This window comes from Roseibium sp. R5 (assembly GCF_055755305.1).
The window spans coordinates 2,261,449-2,276,201 of sequence record NZ_CM146910.1; the positions used below are offsets into that span (position 1 = coordinate 2,261,449).

Consider the following 14,753-nt stretch of genomic DNA (forward strand, 5'->3'; position numbering starts at 1 on the left):
CAGACAGCAGCGTTCTTTTTTTCCTCGCTGTCATAAGGTTATGTAAACGTTTTCAGCTGTGATGTAAACCTTTACATTTTAGATTGTAAACCTTTTCAAAGGGCATGTAAGAACCTATACAGCGTAGAGAGGTGTTGAATTTCATGAGGTTAATGAAACGCCGCACCGCAACAAAACCGGGGTAAAATAATGGATGATCCGGGCAGCCGGCCGGCGACCATTGAAGACGTCGCAAAGCTTGCGGGCGTGTCTATCGCGACAGTCAGCCGTGCGCTCCGGTCCCCGGAAAAGGTTGCCGAGAGTACCCGGAAAAAAGTAACGGCGGCCATTGCAAGAACCGGTTACACCGCCAACGCGATGGCGCAGAACCTTCGGATGCAGCGCTCCCAGATGGTCCTGGTGCTGGCTTCTGCGATTGCCGATCCAAACTTCGCCGGCATTCTCACAGGCTTGGAAAAAGCAGCCAATGACAGAGGGTACGGAGTGCTTATCGGTAACACCGAAGGAACAACGGGTCTTGAGCAAAACTATCTGCGCTTCCTGTCAACAGGCATGGCGGACGGTCTCATTCTGTTGACGGGACACATTCCCGTTGCTGGTGAACCGCAAACACCTTTGACAGCTCTTCCGCCGATTGTTGCGACTGAACGGCCAGTTGACCGGGGCGACATCAGTTATGTCGGTGTTGATGATGTCGCTAGTGCAAAGATGGCGACCGAATACCTGATTTCTCTTGGCCACCGGAGGATTGTTTTCATTTCTGGCGGTCCTGCCGATGTGCGCAGCGATCTCAGGCATTCCGGCTATAAGAAGGGCTTGATGGAATCCGCTGTTTCCTTACGAGATTGGCGCCTGGAAGGGGACGGGTCAGCGGAAAGTGGCCGGGCAGCTGTCGAGCGCTTGTTCATCAAGGATGACCTTCCGACTGCGTTTTTCTGTTTCAACGACAATACGGCCATCGGTGTGATTTCAGCATTGCAGATGCGCGGATACCGCGTCCCGGAGGACTTTTCTGTTCTGGGGTTCGACGATATTCCTTTCGCCAACAACTTCACGCCGGGTCTCACAACGATACGCCAACCCCGCCAGCACATTGGCGAGATGGCAATGTCCCTCTTGCTAGATCGATTGGCCAATCGCACCCTCTCAGTCCAGACACATCTCCTTCACGGCGATCTCATCGTCAGAGAAAGCTGCGCGGGTGTTCGAAAGGACCGTTGAATTTTTGTCGGGACAGAACCGGTTGCCCCTTCGAACCAAAGAGTCGTGCCTCATCTTAACCGTATCAGATGGATGCCTGGATTTAGCCAGGGTTGCTAGCAGTCCTTGCGGTCGCAGTCTGGGCTATTTGCAAATACTCCCGCAGTGCGGTCTCGCAACCGTTTGACCAGATGCGCCCAAGCCAGTGTTCGAATGCAGCGGCAAACCGTTCGTTTGCGGCAATCTCGCCATAGACGTCGGACTGTTCTAACCACGCGAGCGGTCTTAAGCGCGCGTTTTGCGCCGCGTCCGTGCGCTGTGACCAAAAGGGGTCGTTGGGCTCTATCCGCGACCCATCTTCTCTCGACCCTTCGCACATTCTGGCCCAAAGGGCTTCCACGAGGGCCAATCCCTCGATTGGCGTGCCGTTCTCAAGACCATCTCGTATAGCCGGCAGCACAAAGCCTGTGTGCCGGGAAGACCCGTCAAAGGCAACGCGCCGCGTGGTGTCCAAGACGGCCGGGTTTGAGAAACGGCTCCGAATGAGGTCGACATATTGGGCAGGGGTCATGTTCGGAACCGCAGAAACATGCGGAACAATCTCGTCTTTCAGGACTCTTGAGAACAGTTCTGATATCAGAGGATGCGCCATGCAGTCTGCTATGGTGCTCAGGGACAGGATCTCTCCGGCGTTTGCAATGACCTGATGCCCGGCATTCAGCAGCCGCAACTTCATCATCTCGTAGCCGTGGACATCGTCGGTAAATGTTGCCCCGACTTTCTCCCAATCGGGACGGCCCGCGCAAAACCTGTCTTCCAAAACCCACTGGCGGAAGGTTTCGTGAGAAACCGGTGCCTGGTCATCCAGGCCGAATTCGCGGGCAAGTGCGATCTCCCGAGGGCCGGTTGCTGGAACAATGCAATCGACCATGGAGTTTGGAAAGGTGCAGTTTGCATCAATCCAGTCCGCTAGATCCGGATCCGAAAGACGGGCGAGTCCCAACACGGTCTGACGCAGGATCTGGCCATTGGCCAAGAGATTGTCGCAACTTAGTCCGGTAAAAGGGCCGTGCCCCTGATCTCGCCGGCGCTTTAAAGCTGCTACCAAAGCGCCAAAGGCGGTCTTTGGCGTTTCCGGATGCTGCGCATCGTGCTGGATATCCGCATGCCGGGCATCGAATTCCTTCGTGACCGGATCGGTGTAGTAACCGCCTTCGGTGACCGTTAAGGCAACGATGCGTATGGCCGGGTCAGCCATTTTCTGAATGAGGGGTTTGTTGTCCGCGGTAATCGGCAGGTAGTCGATCATGGATCCAACGATTTCTGCAGACGTTTTCGAAGGGTTCAGTTCAACCAGCGTCGTCAGGCAATCTTGGGCAATGAGCTTGTCCCGCATTGCCGCATCATACGGCCGAACGCCTGCACCGATAATGGCCCAGTCGTGGGCGTGCCCTTCCTGCATCAAGCGATGCAGATACCAGGCCTGATGAGCCCGATGGAAATTGCCGACACCGATATGGACAATTCCGGGTCTTAGGGCAGAGCGATCATATCCTGGCTTGGTGACCCCGGACGAAACCGCGGTCAACGTCGCATCTGAAAGAGTGATCAGCTCATCCATTGCCCGCCATCCACATTGTACGTCTGTGCAAGGATGTAATTGGCGTCTTCACTTGCGAGAAACACGGCCATGCCCGTGAGGTCTTCTGCCGTTCCCATCCGGCCAAAGGGGACAGCCTCGCCGACTTCCCTTTTCTTTTGACCGGGCGCCTTGTTTTCATATTTGGCAAAGAACGCATCGACGCCATCCCAGTGCTCGCCGTCGACAACACCCGGCGCGATCGCGTTCACATTGATGCCATGCTCGATCAGATTGAGGGCCGCCGACTGGGTTAGGCTGATGATGGCGGCTTTGCTCGCACAGTAAACCGCAACCAGCGGCTCGCCCCGGCGGCCTGCCTGGCTCGCCATATTGATGATCTTGCCACCGCCGCCGCGCTCAATCATATGCCTGGCCACCGCCTGTAGGGTGAACAGGGTTCCGGCGACATTGATGTCAAAAACCCTGGCGAAGTCAGCGCGATCAATCTCGACGACGGGCGCTGCTGAGAAAATCGCTGCGTTGTTGATCAGGATATCGATTTGGCCGAGTTGCGACACTGTCTCGCTGACGGCCGTATCAATGCTTTCCTGCCGGGTAACATCCATTTCTACGGCGATGGCTGCCGGTCCCAGGTCGGCTGCCGCCTGATGGGCTCGGGCGCTGTCAATGTCCGCAATGGCCACCTTCGCGCCTTCGGCAACATAGGCCTTTGCAAAGGCGAGGCCGATCCCACGGGCTGCGCCCGTGATCAGAGCGGTTTTACCGTCCAGCCGTTTCATGAAAGCCTCAACCCGTTGGCATCGAACTTGTGAATGACATCGTCGCGTGGGGTCATATGGATCCGGTCTCCATGACGGAATCCGACTTCTCCATCGGCCCGCACCGTTATGCTGTCTGCCAGTCCGGTGTTGTGAACATGAAAGAAGGTATCGGAGCCCAGGTGTTCGGAGACGCTCACAACGCCGGACCACAAGCCTTCAGTCTCGGAAACCGAAATATGTTCCGGCCGAATGCCAATGGTGTGGGCACCGTGCTTGGCGGCCTCTTCGCCTTCAATGAAGTTCATTTTAGGTGAGCCGATGAACCCGGCTACGAACTGGTTGCGCGGGTTTTTGTAAAGCTCAAGTGGAGACCCGACCTGCTCGATGTGTCCGGCGCGCAAAACAACAATCTTGTCCGCCATGGTCATGGCTTCCACCTGATCGTGAGTCACGTAAATCATCGTTGTCTTGAGACGTTCGTGCAGTTCAGAGATTTCCAGCCGCATGCCAACCCGCAGAGCCGCATCAAGGTTCGACAAGGGTTCGTCAAAGAGGAAAGCGGATGGTTCGCGGACAATTGCCCGGCCGATTGCAACACGCTGGCGCTGCCCGCCGGAGAGTTGGCCGGGGCGCCGGTCGAGATAATCGGTGAGGTTCAGGACAGCGGCGGCCTGTTCGACCCTGCGGTCTTGTTCGGCCTTGTCGAGCTTTGCCATGCGCAGGGGAAAAGCAATGTTCTTGCGGACCGACATATGCGGATAAAGCGCATAGGATTGGAAGACCATCGCCAGACCCCGTTTGGCCGGTGGGACGCTGGTCGCATCCTGCCCGTCGATCAGGATCTGTCCGGAGGTCGTGTCTTCCAGACCGGCAATCAGCCGGAGCAATGTGGATTTGCCGCATCCGGATGGGCCGACAAAGACCGTGAATTCTCCGTCCCCGATTTCGAGATCGAGCGAGGGAATGACTTCGACGTTGCCGAACCTCTTGGTCACCTGCTTGAGTGTTATTTGTCCCATGACAGTGTTCCCTACTTAACCGCGCCGAATGTCAGGCCGCGAACGAGTTGTTTTTGGCTGAACCAGCCAAGGATCAGGATGGGGGCGATCGCCATGGTCGAGGCCGCGCTGAGCTTGGCGAAAAACAGGCCCTCGGGGCTGGAGTAGCTGGCGATAAACGCTGTCAATGGCGCCGCATTGACGGCGGTCAGGTTGAGCGTCCAGAAGGCTTCGTTCCAGGCCAGGATGAAGTTCAACAACATGGTCGACGCAATGCCCGGTATGGCCATGGGGGTGAGAATGTAGAGGAGTTCTTCCTTCAGTCCTGCGCCATCCATCCGGGCGGCTTCCAGGATCTCGCCCGGGATTTCCTTGAAGTACGTGTAGAGCATCCAGACTATGATCGGCAGGTTGATCAACATCAGGACGATTGTCAGTCCGATGCGGCTGTCAAGAAGGCCCAACTGGATGAAGAGCAGGTAGATCGGGTAGAGCACGCCAACTGCCGGCAACATCTTGGTGGACAGCATCCACAACAGGATGTCCTTGGTGCGCTTTGAAGGAACGAAGGCCATCGACCAAGCAGCCGGAACTGCAATGATAAGTCCCAAAATCGTGGAGCCGCCAGCCAGGAATATGGAGTTCCATAGGAAACGCATGTAGTTCGAGCGCTCCTGTACCACCGAATAGTTCTCCAAGGTCCAGTCAAAGAACAAAAATATCGGAGGATCGGCGATTGCCTGTGCTTCGGTTTTGAAGCTGGTGAGGATCGTCCAGAGGATCGGAAAGAAAATCAGCAAACCTATCAACCAGGCGACGGCTGTGTTGATCATTTTCCGGTTTGTTGTAACTGCGCGGGCCATTTGATTACTCCTCACGCGTCAAGGTTTTTGCCGACGATGCGCATCAGGAAGATCGCAACGATATTGGCGAGTATGATGGCGTAGACACCACCTGCAGAGCCGAGACCAACGTTCTGGCTTTCCAGCACCCGCTGGAAGATCAGGTAAGACAATGTCTTGGTGCCAAAGGCACCGCCGGTGGTGACGAAGATTTCCGCGAAAATCGCCAGCAAAAAGATGGTCTGGATCAAGGTCACGATGGTGATTGCTCGCGCCAGATGCGGAAGAACGATGAAAAAGAAGCGTTTGTGGACTGGGGCGCCGTCCATTTCAGCGGCCTCCAGCTGCTCGCTGTCGAGAGACTGAATAGCAGTCAGCAAGATCAGCGTCGCGAATGGCAGCCACTGCCAGGAGACGATCATGATCAGCGATGGCAGGGACGCCTGGCTCAACCATTGTATCGGTTCGGCGCCAAAAAACTTCCAGAGATGTGCAAGGATGCCGTTGACCGGATCCATGAACATGTTTTTCCAGACCAGCGCGGATACGGTGGGCATCACGAAGAAAGGCGCAATAACCAGAATTCGGACAATGCCCTGACCCCACATTGGCTGATCCAGCAAGATCGCCAATGCAATTCCCAAGGCAATTGTGATGACCAGAACGCCTCCGACAATGATCAGCGTGGTCTGAATGCTGGGCCAAAACGAGCTTGAACTCACGAACCTGACATAGTTGGTAAATCCGACCCATTCCAACCCGTTGGCCATGGAGTCGCCGCGCAGCGGCAGGTATTTCTTGAAGGAAAAGAACAGCGTCATGCACAACGGGATCAGCATCCAGCCCAAGAGCAGAACGACTGCTGGTGCCATCATCATCCGGGCGGCAGAACGTGATTGCTGAGTGGCCATGACACATCTCCTCTGTTGACGGACGCGGGTCCGTCTCGAAATATATCTTTAAAATGAAATGGCAGAAGGAGGCCGAAGGACGGGCGAACCCGCCCTCCGGAACTGGAAGTTACCGCGAGCTTATCGGTAGCCGGCGGCTTCCATTGCATCGTTGGTCAGAGCTTGAGCTTTGGCCAATGCCTCTTCGACGGTCTGTTGACCTGCATAGGCAGCCGAGAACTCTTGGCTCACTTCAGTTGCGATACCGGCAAACTCCGGGATGGCAGCGAACTGGATGCCAACGTATGGGCTCGGTTCGACGGTCGAGTTGTTCGGATCAGCTGACAGGATTGAATCCAAGGTCATCTTGGCGAACGGTACGGCCTGATACTCTGGGGTCTCGTACAGAGACGTCCGTGCACCTGGAGGAACGTTGGCCCAACCTTCTTTGGCAGCTACGAGTTCAATGTAGGATTTGGACGTAGCCCATTCGATGAACTCTTTTGCAGCTGCTTCCTTTTGAGTGCCGGCAGGAATTGCCAGCGCCCAGGCCCACAGCCAGTTCGAACGTTTGCCAAGCCCTGTATCAGGGGCCAAAGCGAAGCCGACAGAGTCAGCCACGGTCGAGTCGTTCGGATTTGTTACAAAGGATGCTGCCACCGTGGCATCAATCCACATGCCGCATTTGCCCTGCTGGAAGAGCGACAGGTTTTCATTAAAGCCGTTGGTCGCATAGCCTGGAGGGCCGGAGGCATCCATCATGTCTTTGTAAAAGTTCAGCGTATTGGCCCATTGTTCGGTATCGAACTGAGCGTTCCAGTCCATGTCAAACCAACGTGCACCGAACGAATTCGACATCGCTGTGATGAATGCGCCGCCTTCACCCCAGCCAGCCTTGCCGCGAAGGCAGATGCCGTTGATTTCGTTGTCACGGTCGGTCATAGCCGCAGCCGCTTCTCTGACGAAATCCCAAGTCGGCGCGTCTGGCATTTCCAGACCAGCTTTGGCCATCAGATCTGTACGGTACATGATCATGGAGCTTTCGCCATAAAACGGAGCGGCATAAAGCGTTCCGTCGTGGCTCAGACCACCAGCCATGGCGGGCAGGATGTCAGCGGCATCATATTCTTCGGAGAGATCGTCAAGTGGAACGAGCCAGCCGTTGGCACCCCAGATTGGCGTTTCGTACATGCCAATGGTCATGATGTCGAAAGCGCCGCCCTTCGTTGAAATGTCGGTGGTCACTCGCTGACGCAGTACGTTTTCCTCCAAAGTGACCCACTCGACGGTATGGCCAGTCTTTGCAGTGAAATCGTCGGTGTAACCCTGCATGCGGATCATGTCACCGTTGTTCACAGTAGCGATGGTGAGTGTTTCTGCTTGCGCTGCTGCTGCGGTCAACACGACAAGCGCAGTCGTCGCACAAAGTGCGTTCTTTATGTACATCCGATCTCCTCCCTTGGCTGGATGTTGGGCCAACCCTAAGCGCTACCGTAACGGCGAGTCAATAAAAAATTTACGCGCGTAAAATTTTTGCTACGCAGAACTGCGTAAGACCAGGCGCGCTGAGAAGACGGTTTCTTCACGGCGTGCAAATCGCCCGCCCGCTTCTATAAGATTGTTGAGGGTCTTAAAGGCGTGGTCCGAAACGCTGTCATAATCATGGGCAGCCGTTGTCAAAGACGGGCAGGTGAACTTTGAAAATGGGTGGTCGTCGTGAGAGGCAACCCTTAAGGCGCAGCCAGCGCCGCGCCCGACCCGCAAGCCTTTCTCATAACAGGCGGATAGCAGGCCGATCGCCAGGCGATCGTTGCTGCACAATACGGTGTTGGTCGGAAATCCGCCGGTTTCCAAAATGCGAAGCGCACCGTCCCGCCCAATTTGTTCGAATGCCCAGCCCTCACCCTCGATCTTCAGAATGCGCGGCTCGAGATTGCGCTCGGCCATCAGCTGTTCATATGCCGCACGCCGTTTGTTGGCGTTCGGGTTGGCTGGCGTGCGCATTTCAAAGAAACTTGGTGGCTCACCCGTTCGGGTAAGATAGTCGACAGTCTGGGAGACAAAACTGAAATTGTCAGATCCCACAAAGGCTTCTCCGATGCCTTCAATGTTACTGTCAAACAGAACTGTCGGAACATCCTGGCAGAATTTTTCAACGGACAGTTTGTCTGACGCCCGGCCGAGCGGTGCGAGCAGGACCCCGGCCGGTTTCAAAGACCGAAGGCTATCAAGGATTTCATTCTCAAGCTGCTGTTGGCCGTGGGCACTATAAAGGGTTGGGTGAAACCCGGCCTCCAGACAGCGTTGCTCCAACTTCCTTGCTATTTCCGTGAAGAACGGGTCGGCAAGGAAAGGGACCACAATGCCGACATTCTTGGTCAGCTTGCGGTTCTGGTTCATCGCGAAAATGTTTGGCCTGAAATCGTATTTTTGCAGGGCGTCTTCGATGCGCAACCGTGTCGTTTGGCGGACGCTCTCGGGATTGTTGAAATACTTTGAGAGCGTTGGCCGGGAGATGCCGCTGACAGCTGCAAACTCCTCCATATTCTTCAGCTTCCGCTCGACCACTTGTTCTGCCTTTCCAGTACATTCGCATCATGAGCCGCTGATTTTCGGAAAAAAAACATCTGCATATGTTTCCGCGCGACAATTTTTTACATTACATTAGTTTGCGTAGCTGAAATTGGTCAAGCGAATGACAAAAGTACGTCTGGAAATGAGTTCGCTGTCTTGATCAACGATGCAATCCCGGTTCTGAAAGCATCATTAAGTAAGAACTATTCCAGGGGGCAGGCTGGATGATTGTTCATGTTCGTTTGGAGGAACGCAGCTACGTTTGAATACCAGCGAATAGGTTTCTGGCCCGCCTAAGGTCGCCGTCTTAGATCAGCTGCACAGCTGTTTAGGGCTGTTTTCAGTTCAGCAACAGTTGGGCTGTCGGAGCCTGATAACCGTGACAATAGACCAACTGGGCGCTTAACGGTCGGGCTGCGAAGGTTTTTGAAATCAAGTTGTTTTCCTATTCCTGAATACATCCCGGTGCGCGGCAACAGCGCCAATCCGAGACCCGCGCGTGCGAGCTCCATAGCAGTGGTTGTTCGGCCAACTTCATACGTCCAAGCGGCAGAAAGCCTGTTTTCTGCCATTGCATCGTCGATCAGGAGTCGGTTGCCTGTTCCGCGGGCCGGTAGAATTAGCGGTTCACGATGCAGATCTGACCACAAGACATGCTCACGGCCTGCAAATCTGTGATCGGGAGGTATTGCAACGGCAATCTCGTCTTCGAAAAGGGGTTCAAAAAGCGTGTTGGGTTCTGCTACGCCCGCCGAACACACGCCAAAATCGGCGTCACCCTGCGCGACGGCTTCTGCAACTTGATTTGCGGCATGATCCAGAACTCGAACACGTGGATCGAGACCTTTTGCCTGAACCATCCGCAGTGCAGGAAGAAGAAGGGGAACAATCAATGTCGGGATCATTGCCAGCGTTATCACAGCATTTCGTTGATGAGAGAAAGCGACACTCTCATCCCGCATTGCACGTGTTGCTTCCTCGGCACCATCCAATATCGCTTCGGCGCGTGGAAAAAGGCGTTTGGCCGCGAGAGTCGGTTTCACAAGCCGCGTGGTTCGCTCGAACAAGGGGGAGCCGAGAACCTCTTCCAGCTTTTGAATGCGACGGGTGATCGCTGACTGCGACAGGTTCAAACGCTCAGCGGCATGATGAAAAGACGCGGTTTCCATCACTGCCAAAAAGGCTTCCAAGTCAGTAAAATCGTAATTGATGCGCATTTTGCAATAGTTATGAAACTATCATCATTAGTCAAATCAATGTCTGCTGTCCTACTCTGGTCGGGAAAGGGTTTCTGACATGAAGCATGGCTACGATCTGGCTGTAATTGGCGGAGGGAACGCTGCTTTGTGCGCCGCAATCACGGCCGCTGAACTGGGCGCGCGCGTCGTCATTTTCGAGACTGCGCCAAAGGCTTATCGAGGCGGCAACTCCCGGCACACGCGCAACTTCCGTTGCATGCATTCAGGCCCGCTTGGCCCGCTTGTTGAAGACTATTTGGAAGAAGAGTATTTTGAAGACCTTCTAAAAGTGACCGACGGAAAAACAGATGAGCATCTTGCTCGGCTAGCCATCCGAACTTCGGAAGAGTGCTTGCCTTGGATGGAAGAGCACGGCGTTCGGTTTCAGCCCTCTTTGTCAGGTACCTTGTCGCTTGCACGCACCAACGCGTTTTTTCTGGGGGGCGGCAAGTCACTGGTGAATGCATATTACCGGACCGCCGAAGAACTTGGCGTTGAAGTTCTTTACGAGGCCAATGTCACGCATCTTGAATTGGACGGGAACCGGATTGCGCATCTCGACTATGAGCATGAGGGCGAAAACAAACGGATCGCCCCCAAGGCCGTCGTTGTCGCATCTGGTGGATTTCAGGCAGACACGGACTGGCTCACGCGTGCGTGGGGGCCGCCTGCGAAGAATTTCCTGATCCGGGGAACGCCTTATAACCGGGGTGTCGTTCTTGCAGATTTACTGGACCAGGGCGTTCAATCAGTTGGTGATCCGACCCAATGTCATGCCGTGGCAATCGACGGACGGGCGCCAAAATATGACGGCGGTATCGTAACGCGTCTGGACTGTGTTCCGTTTTCCATCGTGGTCAACAAGAATGCCGAACGGTTTTATGACGAGGGCGAGGACGTCTGGCCGAAACGTTATGCGATTTGGGGGCGACTGGTCGCCAATCAGCCGGACCAGGTGGGCTATGTGATCATCGATTCCAAGTCTTTGGACTTGTTCATGCCGTCCGTCTTTCCACCAATCAAGGCCGATACGCTTGAAGAGCTGGCCGAAAAGTTGGGTCTGCCACCTGTGGAGTTGAAAGACACGGTTGAGACTTTCAATGCGGCATGCGGAGACACGACGAAGTTCCATCCGACAGAATTGGACGGGGTAAAGACCACCGGCATCAACCTGCCGAAAACGAATTGGGCCCGGCCGATCGATGAGCCCCCCTATTATGGATACAGTCTCAAGACCGGTGTGACCTTCACCTATCTCGGCCTCAAGGTCGACGAGAACGCGCAATGCAGCACACAAGATGGCCCTATCACAAATCTTTGGGCAGCTGGTGAAACCATGGCCGGCTCCATCCTGGGGCAGGGGTACCTCGCCGGTTTCGGCATGACCATTGGGACGGTCTTCGGACGCATTGCCGGAAGGGAGGCAGCAAACTATGCAAACTGATCTTCTCCAGGAAGCACGCCGCCAAGCGGAAATCTGCAATGCATGCCGATACTGCGAGGGGTATTGCTCCGTCTTTCCCGCGCTCCATCAAGAGCGGTTTTTTACAGACGGTAATCTCACGCAGCTTGCAAACCTCTGTCACAACTGCCGGGGCTGCTATTATGCCTGCCAGTACACTGCGCCGCACGAGTTCGATCTTAATCTTCCGAAGGCCTTGGCCGAAGTTCGTCAGGACAGTTGGGAGCGCTTCGCCTGGCCTGGTCCACTGGCGCAAATCTTTCAAAAAAACGGTGTGATGATCGCTGTCGCCACTGTTCTGGGTTTCGCGGTTTTGTTTCTCGCGATGCGGACGCTTGGATCTGCCGGCGGCGACGGGTTTTATGCAGTGCTTTCCCACAATGCGATGGTGGCGATCTTCTTGCCGGCATTTCTGTTTCCCCTTTTCAGCATTGCGATCGGTCTTCGGCGATATTGGGAAGGCACGGACGGAAAACGTATCACGCTGGCCCACATCGTCGGTGCGTTTGGATCGGCAGCCAACATGAAAAACCTAGCTGGTGGACACGGTGATGGCTGCAATTTCGAGGACGAAGACAAGTTTTCCAATGCGCGGAGACTGGCACACCAAGCAGTGATGTATGGCTTTCTTCTTTGCTTTGCAGCCACATCGGCCGGGACCATTCTTCACTATGTCTTCAATATGCCAGCACCTTACCCGCTCTGGTCGCTTCCCAAATTACTCGGTGTTCCAGGTGGCATCCTGATGGTTCTCGGAACGGTGGAGCTTGCACGCCTAAAATTTAAGGCGGACAGGAACCTTGGAGCGTCGTCCGCCTGGGGCGGGGAAATGGGCTTTGTCCTCCTCCTTTTCCTGGTGGCTCTCAGTGGCCTGCTGCTGTACTGGCTTGGCGGAACGCAAATCATGCCGCTGATGCTTGCAATTCACCTCGGATCGGTGCTCAGCTTTTTCCTGCTGACGCCCTACACAAAAATGGCCCACGGGTTTTACCGGCTGGCTGCGCTCATTCGGGATGAGCAGCGGAAAGCTGCGCAGGAGTGAAATCAGCGGGCTGACTGGAAGAGGCGCAAGTCCCTACAGAGATAGTCATTCGCACCACAAGCCCCGGGTTTTGATCCTTGAGCTCCAACCGGCCACCGTGACGTTCAGCGACCCGTTCCACAATTGGAAGACCCAAGCCGCTCCCACCGCTGTTTTCGGAAACTTGCCCGAACCGCATGCGAGCGGTGCGGATCTGGTCAGGCGTTAGACCCACCCCGTTGTCAGCAATGGTAATCGAAAGGTCCGGGCCCAGTCGTTCAAAGCTGACAGTTATGGTGTCGAGCTTTGGTCCGCCATGCCGGAAGGCGTTGTCGATGAGATTAGACACAGCTTCACGGATCATTGTCCGGTCACCGGTAATGCGAACGTCTTCTGTAGCTGGTGTCCAGATGATCTCGACGTCCGGCGGGAAGCGGTTCCGGTACTCAGACACCAGAGGGTCAAGCAACTTATTGACCGAGAAAGCTTCTTCTAGCGACGTTTGGTCAATGGCCTTTGCGCGTTCGTAAGTGAGCAGTTTTTGAGCGAGAAGACTTGTGTCTTTTACAGCGTTGACGAGGTCTTCCGCCCTTTCACGCATTGCGTCTTCCGATTTGGCGGATCTCACGGCTTCCGCAAGTGCCAACACACCAGCGATGGGATTGCGCAGTTGGTGCGCGGCATTCGAGATGAATTCGTTTTGAGTTGCCATCGCTTCTGAAACCTGCCCCAGCAGACGGTTTAGTGTTTGCACGATGCCTTGCACTTCCACCGGTACCGGGCGCCGGATCGGTTTGAGATCTTCACCTGATCTCAAGTCGATGGCCTGTTGTAAATCGCTGAGCGGCCACAAACCGATACGAATGCCAAACCAGACGATCAATGCGAGTGACAGGATAATTGATGAAATCACCGCGAGGGACCTCAAGGTCAGATCCCGGACAAATGCAGCGCGTATTGAGACATCCTGCCAAACAGTCGTCGTGAAAACTCCGCTGAAACCATCGACCTGCATTCGAGTCCGCATTCGGTACCCGCGCACCTCCCGTCCGAGATACTCACCGTCGAAGTAAACCGGGCTGAGGTCACCATCTGCACTGGTAGGGATGCCAACTGGAGGCGTCGCATAGCCGGCCACTATTACGCCATCTGGCGCGTAGACGTGATAGTAAACCCGCCCGCCGGAGGTATCCGAAAGGATTTTTCGCGTGTTGGCAACCAAGGCATCACCGCCGGAAAGCGCGACGTCGTTGGTAACGGCAAGAGCTGCAGACTGCAGGCTGCGGTCGAATACGTCGCTCGCCGTTGAGCGCGCATTGTTAAGCTGCCAGACGCCGGCGAGCCCCGCGACCAACAAAAGAGGTAGGAGGATGATCAGGGTCAGCCGTAGGCGTAGGGAATAGGACCGTTTCATCAGGACGCTCTGTTCAACGAATATCCAATTCCGCGATGAACCTGGATGTTGATGTCGAACGACGAAAGCCGTTTTCTCAGGCGCGAGACATAGACTTCGATCACCTTTTCATCGGTTTCACTTCCAGCTCCATAAAGCTGATCCAGCAGACTGGCCTTTGACAGGGTGCGCCCGTTTGCCTGGATCAAAGCGGAGAGCAAGGACAGTTCCCGCCTCGGGACCTCCAGTGCAACATCACCGTCAAACAACTGCATGCTACCCGCGTCGAATTTCAGAGGTCCCACATTCACCAGAGATGGAGATACAGCCGTGTTTCTGCGTCCGAGTGCGCGGATGCGCGCGGCCAGTTCTTCCATTTCGAATGGCTTTACTAGGTAGTCGTCTGCGCCTGCATCCAACCCCTTTACCCGATCCTGTGTTTCAGACCGGGCAGTCAGAAGTATGACCGGGCGCGGGTCACTCCGTTCCCGGAGATCTGCAAGAAGGTCCAGGCCGCTTTTACCTGGTAAGTTGATATCCAAAATAACGAGATCGCCTGTTTCCTGCCTCAGGAAAGTATCAGCATCGTCGCCGTGGTGAAGCACATCCACCGAGTGCCCGGCGTCCCGGAGCTGATAGGCAATTCCCTTTGCAAGGTTGACGTTGTCTTCGACGAGGGCAATCCGCATCACTTGTTTCTTTTTCTTTTCGATGAAAGCTTATTGCAAGCTTCGCAGGGAAATCTGAGGGCATCAAGCTGCTTTTGAGTGG

At 55.1% G+C, this 14,753-nt stretch carries 13 protein-coding genes; 3 read left to right on the forward strand and 10 right to left on the reverse strand.

Going from position 1 to position 14,753, the window contains the following annotated elements:
* Positions 1 to 189: 189 nt before the first annotated feature.
* Positions 190 to 1,221 (forward strand): LacI family DNA-binding transcriptional regulator, encoded by a 1,032-nt coding sequence (locus AC0J4F_RS10460; RefSeq protein ID WP_473026185.1) that lies wholly within the window; start codon positions 190 to 192, stop codon positions 1,219 to 1,221.
* Positions 1,222 to 1,303: 82 nt separating this feature from the next.
* On the opposite strand, the gene AC0J4F_RS10465 is transcribed toward AC0J4F_RS10460, so the two are convergent.
* The 8 genes from AC0J4F_RS10465 to AC0J4F_RS10500 form a co-directional block, all read right to left on the reverse strand.
* Positions 1,304 to 2,821 carry a mannitol dehydrogenase family protein gene (locus tag AC0J4F_RS10465; RefSeq protein ID WP_473026186.1) on the reverse strand — a complete coding sequence of 506 codons (1,518 nt, stop codon included), beginning with the start codon at positions 2,819 to 2,821 and terminating at the stop codon, positions 1,304 to 1,306.
* Complete coding sequence (locus AC0J4F_RS10470; RefSeq protein ID WP_473026187.1) at positions 2,809 to 3,582, reverse strand: L-iditol 2-dehydrogenase; 774 nt, start codon at positions 3,580 to 3,582, stop codon at positions 2,809 to 2,811. The genes AC0J4F_RS10465 and AC0J4F_RS10470 overlap by 13 nt, the downstream gene beginning before the upstream one ends.
* Positions 3,579 to 4,583 carry an ABC transporter ATP-binding protein gene (locus AC0J4F_RS10475; protein WP_133953209.1) on the reverse strand — a complete coding sequence of 335 codons (1,005 nt, stop codon included), beginning with the start codon at positions 4,581 to 4,583 and terminating at the stop codon, positions 3,579 to 3,581. Before AC0J4F_RS10475 ends, AC0J4F_RS10470 begins: the two co-directional genes overlap by 4 nt.
* A gap of 11 nt (positions 4,584 to 4,594) precedes the next feature.
* Entirely contained in the window at positions 4,595 to 5,425 is an 831-nt protein-coding gene (locus AC0J4F_RS10480) for a carbohydrate ABC transporter permease (protein WP_133953211.1), read from the reverse strand.
* A gap of 11 nt (positions 5,426 to 5,436) precedes the next feature.
* Positions 5,437 to 6,315: a carbohydrate ABC transporter permease gene (locus AC0J4F_RS10485; RefSeq protein WP_473026188.1), complete on the reverse strand. Its 879-nt coding sequence runs from the start codon at positions 6,313 to 6,315 to the stop codon at positions 5,437 to 5,439.
* Between the two features lie 120 nt (positions 6,316 to 6,435).
* Positions 6,436 to 7,740: an ABC transporter substrate-binding protein gene (locus AC0J4F_RS10490; RefSeq protein WP_133953215.1), complete on the reverse strand. Its 1,305-nt coding sequence runs from the start codon at positions 7,738 to 7,740 to the stop codon at positions 6,436 to 6,438.
* A gap of 90 nt (positions 7,741 to 7,830) precedes the next feature.
* Positions 7,831 to 8,862, reverse strand: a complete 1,032-nt coding sequence (locus tag AC0J4F_RS10495; protein WP_209174464.1) for a LacI family DNA-binding transcriptional regulator — start codon at positions 8,860 to 8,862, stop codon at positions 7,831 to 7,833.
* Between the two features lie 299 nt (positions 8,863 to 9,161).
* A complete protein-coding gene (locus AC0J4F_RS10500) occupies positions 9,162 to 10,037 on the reverse strand; it encodes a LysR family transcriptional regulator (protein ID WP_473026421.1) in 876 nt (291 codons plus the stop codon).
* 127 nt (positions 10,038 to 10,164) lie between these two features.
* Here AC0J4F_RS10500 and tcuA point away from each other — a divergent pair, with 127 nt between their 5' ends.
* Complete coding sequence (gene tcuA, locus AC0J4F_RS10505; RefSeq protein ID WP_473026189.1) at positions 10,165 to 11,550, forward strand: FAD-dependent tricarballylate dehydrogenase TcuA; 1,386 nt, start codon at positions 10,165 to 10,167, stop codon at positions 11,548 to 11,550.
* Positions 11,540 to 12,610 (forward strand): tricarballylate utilization 4Fe-4S protein TcuB, encoded by a 1,071-nt coding sequence (gene tcuB / locus AC0J4F_RS10510; protein WP_473026190.1) that lies wholly within the window; start codon positions 11,540 to 11,542, stop codon positions 12,608 to 12,610. The genes tcuA and tcuB overlap by 11 nt, the downstream gene beginning before the upstream one ends.
* Here the strand turns inward: tcuB and AC0J4F_RS10515 are convergent.
* Positions 12,573 to 14,003, reverse strand: coding sequence for a sensor histidine kinase (locus tag AC0J4F_RS10515; protein ID WP_473026191.1), 1,431 nt, complete (start codon positions 14,001 to 14,003; stop codon positions 12,573 to 12,575). The genes tcuB and AC0J4F_RS10515 overlap by 38 nt on opposite strands.
* A complete protein-coding gene (locus AC0J4F_RS10520) occupies positions 14,003 to 14,671 on the reverse strand; it encodes a response regulator transcription factor (protein ID WP_008190006.1) in 669 nt (222 codons plus the stop codon). The genes AC0J4F_RS10515 and AC0J4F_RS10520 overlap by 1 nt, the downstream gene beginning before the upstream one ends.
* Positions 14,672 to 14,753: the final 82 nt, after the last annotated feature.